This window comes from uncultured Ilumatobacter sp., assembly GCF_963980585.1.
Taxonomy (GTDB): Bacteria; Actinomycetota; Acidimicrobiia; order Acidimicrobiales; family Ilumatobacteraceae; genus Ilumatobacter_A.
Genome location: NZ_CAXCAM010000058.1, coordinates 1 through 15174, shown reverse-complemented (window position 1 = coordinate 15174; position 15174 = coordinate 1). Strand labels below are relative to the sequence as shown.

Genomic DNA, 15174 nt, shown 5'->3' with positions numbered 1-15174 from the left:
TGGCCCGTGAGTTCCCCGAGGCGCTGCCGGTCAGCGCTGCTTCTGCGGATGTTGTACCCACAGGCTCCGACGCGGCCGGATGACAGGGGCGTGGTCGTTCTGTGAGTCGGACTCCGACGATGCGTCGCTGCTGGGCATTCGGCGGACGTAGCGCTCTGTGAGCCACGGAGCACTCGCGCCGTGCGCAACGATGCTGAGCAACACGGTGATCGTTGCGACCTGAACGATGCGGTCGGTGCCTGCGAGGTTCGTTTCCTCGATAATTGTGAGCATGAACACGATGGTCGCGAGCCCGCGCGGTCCGAACCATCCCGTGAAGGCCATGGTTGGCCGATCTGCGCCTGATCCGATGAGCGAGAGTGCAACAGGCACCATCCGTACTGCGGTGAGACTCAGTACTGCATAGATGACGGTGGCGAGGTCAAGATCCGTGACGCCGTTGCCAATGAGGATTGCCCCGAACACGAAGAATGTGACCGCGCTCAAGACGCCCCCAATTTCCTCCATCAACCGTGATGAGGTATGTGCATCCGTCGGTCCGATCCGTCGGCCGTACAGCAGGCCGGCCATGAATGCTGCGATAAATCCGCTGCCGCCGAGTTCGTCGGTTGCGGTGTAGGCGATCGCGGCTGCGGCGAGTGGCACGACCTGTACCCAGGCTTCGTCGAGCCATCCGCGCTGCTTCGACTCGGTCACCAAGAATCCGACGACGAGCGCGACGGCGATGCCCGCCGCGACGGCGATGCCGACTTCCTTGACGAGGTCGATGATGATCTCTCCTCCGAATGTTGGGGCCTCCTCGAGTTCTGCAAATGCGACCGCGGCGAAGAGCAGCGGCACGCATACGCCATCGTTCAAGCCGCTTTCGACGTTGAGACCCTGGCGGACGCTGGAGGGGAGTCTGGTGTCCGAGACAACCGTTTGGCCGAGGGCAGCGTCGGTCGGTGCGAGTAACACCGCAAGCACGATTGCCTCGAAGAACAGAAGGTCCGGGAACAACCAAAGTGCGACACCGGCTCCGAGGATGATCGTGAGCGGGAGGCCGATGCCGAGTAACCGAGCGGGGATGCCGACTTCATGAGAGAGTTTCCGGGCGTCGAGCGACGAGGCATCGCTGAACAACACCAGCGCCAGGGTCACCTCTGCCAGAAGTCGGATGTGACCGACATCGATGTCGGCAGCAATCACGTCGAGGACTTCGTTGCCGAGCAAGAAGCCGACACCGGCGAACAGAATCGCGGGCGTGAATGCCGAACCGCGGAGTCGACCGGACACGCAAGCGAACGCGATCAGCGCGATCGATACCTGGATGATGGCCGAACCCACTGGTCAGGTCCAGCCTGTGGTTGTCTTGTCCTGAACGATCATCCGGGTCGGTTGCACTCTGTGACGTTAACCCGAAAGCCTCGCCCCGCGGAGCGTTGTGTCACCGAGGGTTTCAAGTAAGCGTGGAGGTTCTAGAGTTCCCCGAGTGCCCAGCAATCGGAAGTGGATGTTTGGTGTCGACCGATTCGGCACGTTGCTGTTCTTCCTGCTGTTTGCGTTTCTCATCTCAGATTCTAGTGTTTCCAGTTGGCCCAACGTGGTGGGGTCTGCGGCCAACGTTGGGGCACTGATCGCTGGGTTCGCAGCGACCAGGTTAGGGGAGAACCGTCTCCGTTTGGGTGTGTTGGCCGCCATCGGGGTGACGAGTGCAGTTCTGGTCGGATTCGATGAGGCCGCGATCCCCCTCACGATTGGAGCCTTCGGTCAAGCCATTGTCCTCTTTGCGATCCTCCTGGCAGTGGTTCGGCGTGTGCTGAGCCACGAGCGTGTCGGAATGCCAACGATTGCCGGGGCGATCGCCGCGTACGTACTGATCGGCCTCATCTTCGCTTGGATCTACCTGGCGATGCGAGGACTGTTCGAGGGGCCGGTGCTCGATCCAGATGTGGCCAGCCTGCCCACCTACTACTCGTTCGAGGTATTGACCACGCTCGGATTTGGCGATATCACGCCGGTGAACGATTTCGTTCAACGCCTGACCGCGCTTGAGGCGATGGCAGGACAGATCTTTTTGGCCACACTGGTGGCCAGGCTCGTCGCGATGTACGGCTCATCGGCCCGCAGTCAATGAATCTTCGACTCGGCATCGATCGCTGGCCAGTTCTCGGGGTCATGGTGGAGGTTGTCAACCAGACCTATGCGTCATGGCGTGAGGATCGCACACTCCGGCTCGGCGCCGGCCTTGCCTATTACGCGCTCTTCACGATCGTGCCCTTCTTTGCGCTGACCGCAGCGCTCGCTGAGCAATTGTTCGGCCTCATCGACATGGCGAGCTACCTGACGGATCGACTTGAGCAGATGGGCATCGTCGAAGCGGACGCCGCTGGCCAGTCCATTGCGACGGAGCTGAACCGCCGTTCGGTTACATCGACGTTAGGGATCATCGGTGCCGGCTCGTTGCTCTTTGCGTCGTCGTTGGTCTTTCTTGCTCTCGTTGATGCGATCAACACGATTTGGAATGTGCCGGTGAGGAGCGGGCTGAGGAACTCGGTGAGGCGGCGCCTCATCTCGTTTCTGATGGTGCTGGTCACTGGAGCCGCACTGATTGCCGCGTTGGCACTGTCGACGGTGACCGGCGTGATCGAGCGATTCGTCCCGGGTTCGATCGAGATCGCCGGCACGGCGTCAGCGCTCCTTGGATGGGTTGTCTCAGCATCGTCGCTGGCGATCGCACTGGCGTTGTTGTTCCGCTACGTGGGGCCCGTGCGCGCCCCTTGGATCCCCGCTGCTTCCTCGGCGTTAGCCACCGCCTTCCTCATGGTGGTCGGTGCCCAGGCCATCTCGTGGTACCTCACCCGATTCGGCGGGTCGTCACTGGGTGGGGCGTTTGGGGCTCTGCTCGCAATGTTGTCCTGGGTCTATTACGAGGCGCAGATACTGCTCGGTGGCGTCCAACTGGTCAAGACGCTGACCACACGTCGGGGGCTGCTGCCCACGGCGGATCCGAATCACTAATTCAATGAATCGGTCGCTGGCCGGCGCGACCCTATGATTCGGCAATGTCCCGACCAGCAGCAGTGAACTTTGCATGACCGCTCATGCGTATTCGATCGACGGGCGCACGTTCAGCTTCGAATCGCGCCTCGCGAACGCGGCACCAATCGGTTCCTACGTCACCATTGAAACCGAGAATGGCACCTACCTCGGCCAGGTGCTTGACTCAAGCCTTGGCGCAGGTATTGCTGCCTCGGACTCCGCCGCCGTTTCGGCGATCTCAGGGCGCGGTCGGCTGTTGTCGCAGCTTGTTGACGAAGAGTTCACCGGCCTCGACCACTCCGACGTCTTCGGTGATGGGGCCGTCGCAGCGGCAGCCCCTGAGCTCGTGGCAGCACATCTTTCATCGAGCATCGGGTCGTCCGGAGTGGCGCTCGGTGAGCTCCAGCGTCCGCGTGGGGTTGCAGCACAGCTGAACCCAGCAGGATTCGGACGCCACACGTTTCTCTGCGGGCAGTCTGGCTCGGGAAAGACGTACACCCTGGGCGTGATCCTTGAGCGACTTCTGCTTGAAACTGACATCAAGATGTGTGTCATCGACCCGAATTCCGACTACGTCAACCTCGGGTCGGTGCAGAACAGAGAATCCACCGGGTTCTCCGAATCCGAATACCAACAACTGGCACGGCGATACGAGGCTCTTGCGGCGGGGATCCACGTCTTTGGTGGCGAGCACGCCGACAAACGGATGCAGGTGCTGTTCGGCCGACTGTCGTTCCGGCAACAGACGATGGTGCTCGGCCTCGACCCGATTGCCGATGCCGAGGAGTACAACGCGTATGTCCGCATCGTCCGGGACCTCGGTAGTGAAGGGTTCACCCTCGATGACGTGATGACAAAGATCAGGTCGACGTTCAACGACGACGCACGGCGCCTTGGCCTGCGAATCGACAACCTTGGCATCCAAGAACAAGCGATCTGGGCCGGTGATGACGAACCGGTGCTCGAGCAGCTGTCCTCCGGTTGGCGGATGATGGTCGCAGACACCGGCAGCTTGCCGTCGTCAACTGAGGCATCCATTGCCTCAGCTGCGCTGCTGACCCACCTCTGGGATCGCCGACGCGACCGCGAGCCGATGATCATTGTCATTGACGAAGCGCACAACGTGTGCCCGCAGAACCCGTCCGATAGCAACCAGGCGTTGGCGACCGAGACGGTTGTCCGTATCGCGAGCGAAGGCCGAAAGTATGGCCTGTACCTACTGCTGTCGACGCAGCGGCCATCCAAGGTGCACCAGAACGTGATCTCCCAGTGCGACAACCTGTTGCTGATGAAGATGAACTCGGTGTCGGACCTCCAGAGCCTGTCCGACACCTTCTCGTATGCGCCCAAGGGCTTGATCGACCTGGCTGCAGGGTTCGGACTCGGGGAGGGGTTGGCTGCCGGCAAGATCGCACCGGATCCATTGCTGTTCAAGAGCGGGAGCAGGTTGACGCGCGAAGGCGGCAGCGACGTTCCGTCAACGTGGGCTCGATAACGGCCGGCGCTCCGGAGCGCTCGAACTGATCGCCGCGACGTGAGCTCATGGGTTACATTCCGTCTTAGAACTCGAACAAGGGGAAACCATGCCAAACGGACAGCCGAACGTTCTGGTGTTGTGGGGCGATGACATAGGTATCAGCAACCTGAGTTGCTATTCGAATGGTCTGATGGGATACCAGACGCCGAACATCGACCGGATCGCCAAAGAAGGTGCGATGTTCACCGATTACTACGGTGAACAGAGCTGCACCGCGGGTCGAGCTGCATTCATCACGGGCCAGAACCCGTATCGCACCGGGCTGACCAAGGTGGGTATGCCCGGCGCCGATTTGGGACTCCGCGACGAAGATCCCACGATCGCCACTGCACTCAAGGCCCAGGGCTACGCAACCGGACAGTTCGGCAAGAACCACTTCGGGGACCGCGACGAGTTCCTGCCGACCAACCACGGCTTTGATGAATTCTTTGGCAATCTGTACCACCTGAACGCAGAGGAAGAACCAGAAGATCCCGACTATCCGACGGAAGAAGACTTCCCGAACTTCCGCGAGCGATTCGGACCGCGCGGGGTCATTCACAGCTATGCAGATGGGCGCATCGAGGACACGGGGCCGCTCACCAAGAAGCGGATGGAGACCGTCGACGACGAGATCATCCCCGAAGCACAGCGCTTCATCAAAGACGCCGCAGACGCTGACACGCCGTTTTTTGTCTGGTTCAACACCACGGGCATGCACTTCCGCACACACATCGCCGACGAGATCCGCGGACAGGCCGGACGCTGGCAGTCCGAGTATCACGATGCGATGGTCGAGCACGACAAGCGCATCGGCTCAATGCTTGACTTGCTCGACGAACTCGGCCTGGCCGAGGACACCATTGTTGTCTACAGCACCGACAACGGCGTACACATGAACACGTGGCCCGATGCCGGTATGACCCCATTCAGAAACGAGAAGAACTCGTCGTGGGAAGGTGCGTTCCGCGTGCCTGCGCTGGTCCGATGGCCGGACAAGATCGATGCTGGCATCGTGCTCAATGGCATCGTGAGCCACGGCGACTGGTTCCCCACGTTTCTCGCTGCCGCAGGAGCCCCCGACATCTGTGAGGAGTTACAGGCAGGCAAGGACTTGAACGGCACGGAATACAAGGTGCATCTCGATGGGTACAACCAACTGCCGTACTTGATCGGTGAGGCCGACAAGAGCGAGCGAGAGCATTTCTTCTACGTATCTGACGACGGCGACCTGATGGCGCTGCGATTCAGCAACTGGAAGATCCTGTTCCTTGAGCAGCGCGCGGAGGGCACGCTGCGCGTGTGGGCGGAACCGTTCACCGAACTGCGGGTGCCAAAAATCTTCAACCTGCGGACGGATCCGTTCGAACGCGCCGACATCACGTCCAACACGTATTACGACTGGATGATCAGCCACGCATACCTCCTGGTTCCTGCTCAGGCTTACGTCATGCAGATGGCGGCGTCCCTGGTCGATTTCCCGCCTCGCCAGGAATCTTCGAGCTTCAACGTAAGTGCGATGCTCGCCAAGCTCCAGGCAGGCATCGCAAGCTCATGAGCAATGGGGCGCGTCCACCGGCCCAGCAGATCAAAGCGATGGTGCCCGTTCCGGGAGGAACGTTCCGGATGGGATCTGACGATCACTACCCGGAGGAAGCACCGGTGCACCGCGTCACCGTCGGCCCATTCTCGGTGCGCGCCATGAGCGTCACCAACCGCGACTACGCAGTTTTCGTTGATGCCACGGGTTACCTGACGGTGGCCGAGCGACCCCTCGACCCAGCTGAATTCCCGGGCGCCCCCGCCGAGAATCTCGTCCCCGGTTCGCTCGTCTTCACGATGACGCAGGGACCGGTCGACCTCGGCCACATCAGCCAGTGGTGGACCTGGACACCTGGAGCATGCTGGCATCGCCCCGAGGGGCCCGGCAGCACCATCGAGAATCGTCGTGACCATCCAGTCGTGCACGTCGCGTTCGAAGATGCGCTGGCGTACGCCCAATGGGCTGGTGAGGACCTGCCAACCGAAGCGGAGTGGGAGTACGCAGCGCGTGCCGGCGCTGACGGCACCGCCTTCATCTGGGGCGACGACGCTGTGCCGGGGGGAAGGTATCTCGCGAACTTCTGGCAGGGCGATTTTCCTTGGCGCAACAATGAAGCCGATGGGTTCGCAGGCACGGCACCGGTTGGTTCGTATCCACCGAACGCCCTCGGTTTGTACGAGATGGCAGGCAACGTGTGGGAGTGGACCACCGACTGGTACGCGGATGGGCACCTCGCAGATGCCGAGACAGCGTGCTGCGTGCCCGCCAATCCGCGGGGACCTAGTGTCGAATCGAGCTTCGATCCCGGCCAGCCGCAGTTCTCGATTCCTCGACGCGTGATCAAGGGCGGGTCCTTTCTGTGTGCTGACAATTACTGCCAGCGCTACCGTCCGGCTGCGCGGCGACCACAGATGATCGACACCGGGATGAGTCACGTGGGGTTTCGCACGGTGTCACGGGAGGGTGTTGAAGCGTGATGAATGAGCACTCGACGAACGAACGTCTCCTTCCTTCCTGGCGCGATGGTGCGACCCGTTCGGCCCTGCTCGATTTCCTCGAGGCCACCGATGACATTGCGCCGGAGAATCGGCTGGCGGTGTATGACAACGATGGCACGCTGTGGTGCGAGAAGCCGCGATACACCCAGCTCGACTTTTTCGTCTGGCAGCTCCAGCAGAGCGTCGAGCAGCGTCCTGTGCTGCGTGATGTTCCCGAATTCGCTGCCGTTCTGAGCGGTGACATGGCGACGGTGACGGAGTTCGGGTTGCCTCGCGTTGCTGGCGCGCTGCTCGGATTGTTCGAAGGCATCGAGCCTGAAGCGTTCGAGTCGTGCGTGCGTGCATTCTTCGCCGAAACCAGACATCCCGACCACGGCCTGCGGTACGACCAGATGGTGTACCAGCCGATGTTGGAACTGATGTCCGAACTCGAGCGTCGTGGATTCACGAACTGCATTGTCAGCGGTGGCGGCACAGAGTTCGTTCGAGCGATCAGCCAACGCGTCTACGGCGTCCCGCAGGAACGCGTGGTCGGCACGCTCGTGTCCTATGCGTTCGAGCGCCGTGATGGTCGCGCCGTGCTGCTGCGGACAACCGATGCACAGGGTGGTGTGAACGAGGGTGCCGCCAAGATCGACAACATCCAGATTGCCCTCGGCCGTCGGCCAACGCTTGCAGCGGGGAACTCGCCCGGAGATGCCGAGATGCTCGAGTACACCAGCACGGGTGACGGTCCCCGTCTCGCCATCCTGGTCAACCACGACGATGCTGACCGCGAATACGCGTATGAGAGCGAAGCCGGAAGCTTCGTTGCTGCCGAGCGCGTGACCGACAGCGCTGATCGACTGGGCTGGACGCAGATCAGCATGCGTGACGATTGGAACAGAATCTTTCCAACGCGATGAATGCGACTCCCGGTGATGACTCTGTTTCGCGGTTCTACGACGAACACCCCTACCCACCGCCGATCGATGACCTCGATGCGTATCGCCGAGCGTGGTCCGATGGTTCTCGCCGACGAATCGAGCACTTCCGTCTCTGGCCCACGAGCCCGTTTCGTGATGATCACTCGATTCTCGTCGCTGGGTGTGGCACCTCGCAGGCAGCGAAGTACGCCGCCCGCTATCCGCGCGCTCGCGTGGTCGGGATTGACGTCAGCGCTGCAAGTATTCGAGCGACGCTCGAACTCGCGGCCCGCCACGAGTTGACGAACCTTGCTGTGCATCAGCTCCCCATCGAAGACGTTGCCAGTCTGGGCGCCTCCTTCGACCACATTGTCTGTACCGGCGTGCTTCACCACCTTGATGATCCCGCCGTTGGTCTCGCAGCACTTCGCTCGGTGCTCGCGCCGTCGGGTGTCATCGATCTGATGCTCTACGCGCGTTATGGCCGAACCGGTGTGGCGATGATCCAGGAGTACTGCCGAATGTTGGATGTGCAACCCGAGGTCGGCGCAATCGATGACCTCGTCGCAGTGCTGAGAGAGCTGCCGGTGGGACACCCGATCGGGCACCTGCTGCGCAACACACCCGACTTCGCCGACGACGACGCCTTGGCGGATGCACTCCTCAACCCCCGCGAGCGGACCTATTCGGTGCCGGAGGTGTTCGACCTGCTCGACGCGAGCGGTCTTCAATTCCGTCGGTGGGTGCGCCAGGCGCCGTACCGCCCGCATTGTGGGGTGGTGAGTGAGCTTCCGCATGGCCGACAGCTCGCGTCACTCCCGCCACAGGAACAGTTCGCAGCACTTGAGCTGTTCAGAGGCACGATGGTGCGGCACAGTCTGATCGCCGTCCGTGACGACGACCCGCGTTTCGAGCAGGGGTTCGAAGACTCCGACTGGCAGGGCTTCGTCCCGCATCGTGTGACCACCGCTGCCATCATTGACGACAAGCTTCCCGTTGGTGTTGGGGCGGCGCTGTTGAATCGGGCGCACACATACCCCGACCTGGTGTTGTTCGCGAGCGCCGCCGAACGCGCCACGTTTGAGTCGATCGATGGCGACCGCACCATCGGTCAGATCGGCGGTGACGTCAGCTTCTTCGAGCGCCTCTGGTGGCATGACCTCATCGTGATCGACGCCTGCAGCGCCAACTAACGAGATGTCGTTGGGTCGTTGGTCGCAGTGGCGCTGGCGTCGACGCGACCGCTGACGACATGGGCTTGGATGTCGTCAGCAAGGCCTGCGAGTTCTTCGAGTTCCTCGATGTCCCAGGTGCGGTCGAGCTGCTCGACGACGAAACCGTCTGCGAGTACTTGGCCGGGCAGCGCGAGCGAAGCGAGCGTCATGGCCATGCCTGTCGGGTCGCCCCACACGCCGAAGGACAGTTGGCTGTTGCCAAGGACCCCGGTTGCGACCTCGCCGGTCGATATTCCGGCTCGCGCGGCGAACTCGAAACCGAACTCGGCTCCCACCTCGGAGACGAGCTGGATTGCTGCGAGAGCGAACTCCGTGGCGTCGGGGACCATGGCATCGTCTTGGTTCAGCCCGGTCAAGTACATTTCGCTCGCCGACGACCGTTGGATTCGTTCAGCGCCGTGTCGTTCTGCCAGCGCCAAGGTTTCGTCATTCAGTCGATCCGCCACTTCCAACGCGAGGTCTGCGTCGTTCGCGATCGCCGAGGGGACGTCGTCGATGGTGATCGACACGACCGTTGCGGTGTCGAAGACGTCGCCGATCGCCTCTTCGCCGCCCCGGACGCGATCGACGAGCCTGTTCGGCAGGAGAGCGCTCAGGATATTGTTGATGTGCTGTTCCTCGTCGACGATCGCTTGCTCTTGCGATTCGAGTTGACGGGCAACGCCTCCGAGCTGGCGGCCGAGATCACCGAGTTCGTTCTGGCCGAGGTCGCTGATCTCGGTGTCGAGGTCGCCGCCAGCGATGCGCTCGGCAGACCGCACAAGCGTTTGGGCGGGCTTCGTCAGAGTGCGGGCGAGGAAGACGCCGAAGATGGCGATCGCGGGCAGCAGGATGGCGAGAACCAGGGCGAACCGTCGCAACAGTGAGTTCAGCGCCGTGTCGCTTTCGGATTTGTCGATTTCGACGACGACTGCCCAGTTGACCCCTTCCACGGCCGCAGGCCCCGACGCCGCCAGCGTCTTGGTGCCGAGGTAGTTCTTGACAGTGCCGGAGAACTGGTTGCCGTCAAGACTTTCGGTCACAGCGGCGTTGTCGACTGGTTGCACAAGGACAGGCGAGCCGATGAGCTCGATGAGGTCGGTGGCACCAGGGTCGTCGAATTGCGCCAGGTGGCGGCTGAGGTAGTCGGCTGGATCTTCCAACCAAGCTCGTGTTTCGGTGCGCAGCGTTCGGTCCCCGCCGACGATGTAGCTCTCTCCGCTTGCTCCGAGACCCAGCCGCTGCCAGCCCTCCCCTGCGGTCATGACATCCGTCAACGCGCGGACGGGGACCTCGGTGACCAGTGCGCCGACGAGGTCGGTTCCTGATCGCACCGCAGCGGCAAGGAAGAACACGGGCTCACCGCTGGTCGGGACATAGAAGAACGTGTCGGAGAGGACGCTATTGCCGGGGGCGACGGTCGTGAGCTTCTCGACGACCCTGCCAAGCCCGCTGTCGGCGTAGGGGCCCGTGTAGCTATTGGTTCCCAGATCGACCCGCTTCTTCGTGGAGTACACGACCTCACCGGTGTCGAAGTTGACGAGGAGTAGGTCGGACATGCCGGCGTTCTCTAAGAGGGCACGAAGCATCGGGTGATGTGTCGCATGGGCAGCGCTGTAACCCGAGCCATCGCCGGCATCGTCGAGCTGGTCGCGTTCTCCGATTCCGTTCGGGTTCTCACTGATGTACAGGCGTTGGGCGGAACGGCCTGCCGCCGAAGCCGGAACGAGTTCGGCCGAGTTGATGTCGACACCGGCCTGCACGAAGGGGGGCAGGACTTCGGTGTCGTACAGTGTGGTGAGATCCTCAATCTGATCGCTCGTGAGATCTCCGTCGAGCGCGTCGAACTCTCGAGCAAGGTCGACGAGCGCCTCAGCAACGCTCGGGTTGATCGCCAGCGACGACACACGCGACTTCAGCCGATCGGCGCCGATTTCGAGCGCCTGCACCCGAGTGTCGCGCACGGCCGCCAGCTGTGATTCGGCGCTGTCGTTGATCAACAATCGTGCGAACACAAAGTTGACCGAGGCGAGCAGCAGCACCGAGACGAGAGCAACGCCGACGAGGGTGACCGACACCTGCCGGCGTAGGCCAGGGTTCCCGATGAGCTTGTTCTGGACCGCGCCGTTGTCGGTCGTGCTCACGACTCGTCGCTTTCTGCCTGGGTCGGATCGATTGCGCGGCCCGAGCGTCGCAGCGCGCGTTCGATTCGCCGCCGCCGGGTTGCGGCGAGCTGGTCCAACACGTTGGCAAGATCAGGAGAGATCGCGATAGCGCTGCCCGATCCCTCGGGAGGAATCCTCAGCACCTCGCAGTCGGTTGACGCGACGACGAGCGCACGATCCGAAACCGGCGACTCACTCAACACACCAAATGCCTCGCCCGCTTCGATGTCCACCACGTTGAGGTCCTCAGCGTTGTCTCGGCGGAGCACGAGTCGGGCACGTCCGGCATGCATCAGCATCAGGTCGTGCTGGGTGCCCTCTTCGATGATCGTCTCGCCACGTTGGTATTGACCAATCGAAGCGACTGCGGCCAATTTGTCGAGGGCATCGTCATCGAGCGCAGCGACCAGCGGTATATCGGCGATGCGTCGCCGCACCTCGGCAGTGGTGACCTCTGCTTCGATCGCGGTCTTGGCCCCGTCGAAGACGTACACATCCTGAGCGGGATTCGGCAGCGGGACGTCGTGACGATACGACAGGTACCAGACAAGCGCACCGAAGTCGGCCTCGACCTGTGGCGCGAGGCTGTAGTCCTCAATCCACATCGACGCCTGATAGTCAACGACGGGATCGGCGATTTGCGTGACTCGCGCAAACGGGGGCGGGTCCTCGACGACGCCGGGAGTGGACCGCGCAGCGTCGACCAACATCGCGATCGCTGCGGTGGGCGGTGCGCTGCGCTCGATCTGGACACTCACCTTGACCCGATGCAGCCGGCTGGGCTGATCGAAGTTGACAATCGTTGCTGTGGCGAGTTGACCGTTGGGAATCACAACAAGGTCGCCGTTGCGGTCCTGAATGCGGGTGGCGCGCCAGTTCACATCGATCACGCGGCCTTCGATGTCGTTCGACTCGATCCAGTCGCCGGGGCTGAACGGCTGGTCTGCGAGCAGCGTGAACCCGGAGGCGATGCCGCTCAACGTGTCCTGCAGGGCCAAGGAGATCACCAGCGAGGTCACCCCGAGCGCGGTGAGTAAGGCGGAGAGATCGACTCCCCAGACACCAGCGATGAGCAGCCAGGCGGTCGTGATGATGAGCAGGAGCCGCGGCAGGGCCAGAAGGAGTCGCGGGATCGGTCGTCGGCCGGTGCGCCGCGGTCGATCGGCCAATTCGGTGACAACGACGCGGAACGCAGACAGGGCCGCGACCGCAGTTGCAAGCAGCACGGCGCTGCCCAGGAGTTGAATGAAGAGATTGTCGTCGGCGACGTCGAGGAGCGCTCGGGCAAGAACCCACACCGTCAACAACGGAACGACCCAGACGCGGAGCGTTCCGATCGCGGGCTGGTAGGGGGAGTCGCGCTGACGTAAGCGTTCTTCCACCTCGCCGCTGCCGATGATCAGCAACGGCAGGACAATGATGATCAGTGCCGCCCATGCTGCACTCGAGTCCGGGAACAGGTCGCTCATCGGGCAGGCTCCCCTTCGTGCGCTCGGCCGGAGATGACCACGATGTTGGACATTTTGCCCTCTGGCTGCGGCTCGGTCAGGAAGCTCGCCGGCAACTGCGCCTGCACGGCGGGCGTCGCAAAGATCGCGTTCGGACCGTCCATCCGCGCCAAGTCTGCAGCGTGTCGAACGGTCGGCCCCCAGGCATCGAACGCAAGGTCTGCTCCTCCGGTGAGCCCAACGGTCACTGGCCCTGAGTCGATGCCGGCGGTCATCGAGATCAGCTCACGCTCGTCGCCGAGATCGCGGACGAGGTCCTGAACGTCAAGCACGAATGACGCCGCGCGTGCGACGTGGTCGATATGAGGTCGAACCGTTCCGCAGGCTGCATAGTACGCGTCCCCAGTGAGTCGGATTCGTTCGAGACCGCGTTGGCGCGCCAAGGCGTCGGCCTCCTCGACGAATTGATCGAGCAGGGCACGGGCTGTCTCACTGTCGCCCGATCGCATCAGCGGACCAAGTCCGCTAATGACGATGACTGCGACCGTGGCGTGGGCGACTTGGTCGACGACATTTCGGTCGCCAGCCTCAGCACGCTGCGCGGCCTGGGGCGGAAGGATTCGCCGGAGCAGTCGCCGTCGCTCGGCTGCACGCTCGGCAGCATCGGCATTTCGGCTCGCAAGTGTTTCCAGCATGGTGTCGATGTCTGCGGCAAGCTCGACGAATTCGATCGGGGCTCCGTCTGGAACGGCGGCGGAGCTGGCTCCGGCTTCGATGCCCGCGCCGCTGCGAATCGCCCGCAAGCGAGAAGAGACGATCCGTAGTGTCCGCATGAGGCGGTCCGACCAGCGAGCGGCGATGAAGGTAATGGTCACGAGGAACAGTGCGATCGTGATCAGCAGATTGCGGGCGAAGTCCACCACCGGCTGTTCAATCTCTTGCAGTTCGATGTCGGTGATCATCGCCCAGTCAAGGCCATCAATGGCCAAGGCGCGGCGGGCTTGGAGGACTTCAACTCCGAGATAGCTGGTCGTCTCGGCCAGGCTTGGTTCGAGTTCCAAAGCGGCGTCGACGTCGTTGTCGTTGATCGGCTGAAACAGCACGGTGGTCCCGAAGGTGCGCATCGCTCGCAACTGGCTTTCGGTGACGTTGCCGAGGTCGCTGGCGGTCGTCAAGTAGGCGCTTTCGTCCTCGAGAAAGGGCCGAGCGTCGGTGCGCATCAGATTGTCGTCTGCCACGACGTAGGTCTCGCCGCTCTGACCCTCGGCCGTCCACGATCCGTTATTCGTCGTGATCGAGCTGATCCGCTGAGGTCCGATGCGCATGGCGACGAACCCTGCGAGCGATCCGTCGGCGTACACCGGAGCTGCGACGAACAGGCTCGGTTCGTCACCCGCCGCGGCGTAACTCGTGAAATCGCGAACCTTGGCGACACCGGGCTCAGGGGAGCTATCGAACGATTGGATGAGCACTGCCAACGCCGATCCACTCTGTGGGCCGGTCAGCAGGCTGGTTCCAAAGTCGATGTCCTTGGCAGTGGAATAGACAATGGTGTTGGCAGCGGGTTCGATGAGATAGAGGTCGTCCACGCCGGTCTGGATGGTGAACTCGTCGAATGGCTCGTGGAGCTCGCGGTGGAGCCCAAACCAGTCGTTGCCGTCGCCCGTTCCGGCGACCAGGTCGCCTTCGCCTGATGGGACGACGTAGGCGGCTTGCAGGCTGATGGCAGCATCTGCGTCGGGTACGAGGCCGGTCGCAATCACTGGACGGCCGCGAACATCTGCCAGCTCCGGAGCGATGACGTCGGCGTAGAAGGCGTTGACCGCGGTTTCGTCGGCGGCGCTCGGCTGACTTGAGTTCAATTCTTTGTAGGCGTCGGTGAAGTCGTTGATCGCCTGCGCAGTGCTGGGGCTGATCGCCTGGCCGACCGCAGCACGTTGCAGACTTCCCACGTACCGTTCGACTTCGTCAGCGCGGGTCGCCCCGAGCGAGGTCACGCGGGCCTGCAGCACCGTGTCGGCGATCTGGCCTCCCCGTTGCAGCCCGACGATGGAGGTGATGGCAAGTGAGATCAGCGCGACCAAGACGATCACCAACGACAAACGGGTCGCAACGGAGATATCTCGGACGATGCGCCGTGGCCAAGATGCGATTCTCGCCAAATTCTCGCGCACCAGAAAAAGATACCGCATGGGAACGCTCGCCACCGCAGTGGCGCTTCGTCAAAGCTGGCGGCGCGCCGAATTGCTCACTCAGGCCTGGTCACGTTTGGTGGGCGCTCTCGGCCTAGTATGGACTCGCAATGAGTTCGACACGTGTCGAACCGTGAAAGCGAAAAGGACAACGCAATATGCTTGCTTACGA

11 protein-coding genes are annotated in these 15174 nt (G+C 62.4%); 7 read left to right on the top strand and 4 right to left on the bottom strand.

Translation table 11 applies throughout. From position 1 onward, the window contains the following. Window positions 1–30: 30 nt before the first annotated feature. A complete protein-coding gene (locus ACH2DW_RS13920) occupies window positions 31–1326 on the bottom strand; it encodes a cation:proton antiporter (RefSeq protein WP_394930347.1) in 1296 nt (431 codons plus the stop codon). 145 nt (window positions 1327–1471) lie between these two features. Between ACH2DW_RS13920 and ACH2DW_RS13915 the strand changes: the two genes are divergently transcribed. From ACH2DW_RS13915 to ACH2DW_RS13885, 7 genes are all read left to right on the top strand, one after another. After that, entirely contained in the window at window positions 1472–2116 is a 645-nt protein-coding gene (locus tag ACH2DW_RS13915; RefSeq protein WP_394930346.1) for an ion channel, read from the top strand. Continuing rightward, window positions 2113–3000, top strand: coding sequence for a YihY/virulence factor BrkB family protein (locus ACH2DW_RS13910; protein WP_394930345.1), 888 nt, complete (start codon window positions 2113–2115; stop codon window positions 2998–3000). Before ACH2DW_RS13915 ends, ACH2DW_RS13910 begins: the two co-directional genes overlap by 4 nt. 73 nt (window positions 3001–3073) lie before the next feature. Beyond that, window positions 3074–4516, top strand: a complete 1443-nt coding sequence (locus ACH2DW_RS13905; RefSeq protein ID WP_394930344.1) for an ATP-binding protein — start codon at window positions 3074–3076, stop codon at window positions 4514–4516. 88 nt (window positions 4517–4604) lie between these two features. Then, window positions 4605–6095, top strand: a complete 1491-nt coding sequence (locus ACH2DW_RS13900; RefSeq protein WP_394930343.1) for an arylsulfatase — start codon at window positions 4605–4607, stop codon at window positions 6093–6095. Further along, on the top strand, window positions 6092–7057 hold the full coding sequence (locus ACH2DW_RS13895; protein ID WP_394930342.1) for a formylglycine-generating enzyme family protein: 966 nt from the start codon (window positions 6092–6094) through the stop codon (window positions 7055–7057). Before ACH2DW_RS13900 ends, ACH2DW_RS13895 begins: the two co-directional genes overlap by 4 nt. Next, window positions 7057–7983, top strand: a complete 927-nt coding sequence (locus ACH2DW_RS13890; RefSeq protein WP_394930348.1) for an HAD family hydrolase — start codon at window positions 7057–7059, stop codon at window positions 7981–7983. The genes ACH2DW_RS13895 and ACH2DW_RS13890 overlap by 1 nt, the downstream gene beginning before the upstream one ends. Then, window positions 7980–9176 carry a class I SAM-dependent methyltransferase gene (locus ACH2DW_RS13885; protein ID WP_394930341.1) on the top strand — a complete coding sequence of 399 codons (1197 nt, stop codon included), beginning with the start codon at window positions 7980–7982 and terminating at the stop codon, window positions 9174–9176. Before ACH2DW_RS13890 ends, ACH2DW_RS13885 begins: the two co-directional genes overlap by 4 nt. Here ACH2DW_RS13885 and ACH2DW_RS13880 read toward each other — a convergent pair. Genes ACH2DW_RS13880 through ACH2DW_RS13870 form a run of 3 tightly spaced genes read right to left on the bottom strand, consistent with a single transcriptional unit; the run spans window position 9173 to window position 14984 of the window. Beyond that, window positions 9173–11341, bottom strand: a complete 2169-nt coding sequence (locus ACH2DW_RS13880; RefSeq protein ID WP_394930340.1) for a HAMP domain-containing protein — start codon at window positions 11339–11341, stop codon at window positions 9173–9175. The two genes, ACH2DW_RS13885 and ACH2DW_RS13880, sit on opposite strands and share 4 nt — an antisense overlap. After that, window positions 11338–12831, bottom strand: coding sequence for a mechanosensitive ion channel domain-containing protein (locus ACH2DW_RS13875; RefSeq protein ID WP_394930339.1), 1494 nt, complete (start codon window positions 12829–12831; stop codon window positions 11338–11340). Before ACH2DW_RS13875 ends, ACH2DW_RS13880 begins: the two co-directional genes overlap by 4 nt. Continuing rightward, window positions 12828–14984 carry an adenylate/guanylate cyclase domain-containing protein gene (locus ACH2DW_RS13870; protein ID WP_394930338.1) on the bottom strand — a complete coding sequence of 719 codons (2157 nt, stop codon included), beginning with the start codon at window positions 14982–14984 and terminating at the stop codon, window positions 12828–12830. Before ACH2DW_RS13870 ends, ACH2DW_RS13875 begins: the two co-directional genes overlap by 4 nt. Between the last annotated feature and the right edge of the window lie 190 nt (window positions 14985–15174).

Bases quoted from the DNA above. Each gene is read 5' to 3' on its own strand.
- ACH2DW_RS13910 (WP_394930345.1), top strand. From the start codon at position 2,113: ATGAATCTTCGACTCGGCATCGATCGCTGGCCAGTTCTCGGGGTCATG.
- ACH2DW_RS13905 (WP_394930344.1), top strand. From the start codon at position 3,074: ATGACCGCTCATGCGTATTCGATCGACGGGCGCACGTTCAGCTTCGAA.
- ACH2DW_RS13900 (WP_394930343.1), top strand. From the start codon at position 4,605: ATGCCAAACGGACAGCCGAACGTTCTGGTGTTGTGGGGCGATGACATA.
- ACH2DW_RS13895 (WP_394930342.1), top strand. From the start codon at position 6,092: ATGAGCAATGGGGCGCGTCCACCGGCCCAGCAGATCAAAGCGATGGTG.
- ACH2DW_RS13890 (WP_394930348.1), top strand. From the start codon at position 7,057: ATGAATGAGCACTCGACGAACGAACGTCTCCTTCCTTCCTGGCGCGAT.
- ACH2DW_RS13885 (WP_394930341.1), top strand. From the start codon at position 7,980: ATGAATGCGACTCCCGGTGATGACTCTGTTTCGCGGTTCTACGACGAA.
- ACH2DW_RS13875 (WP_394930339.1), bottom strand. From the start codon at position 12,831: ATGAGCGACCTGTTCCCGGACTCGAGTGCAGCATGGGCGGCACTGATC.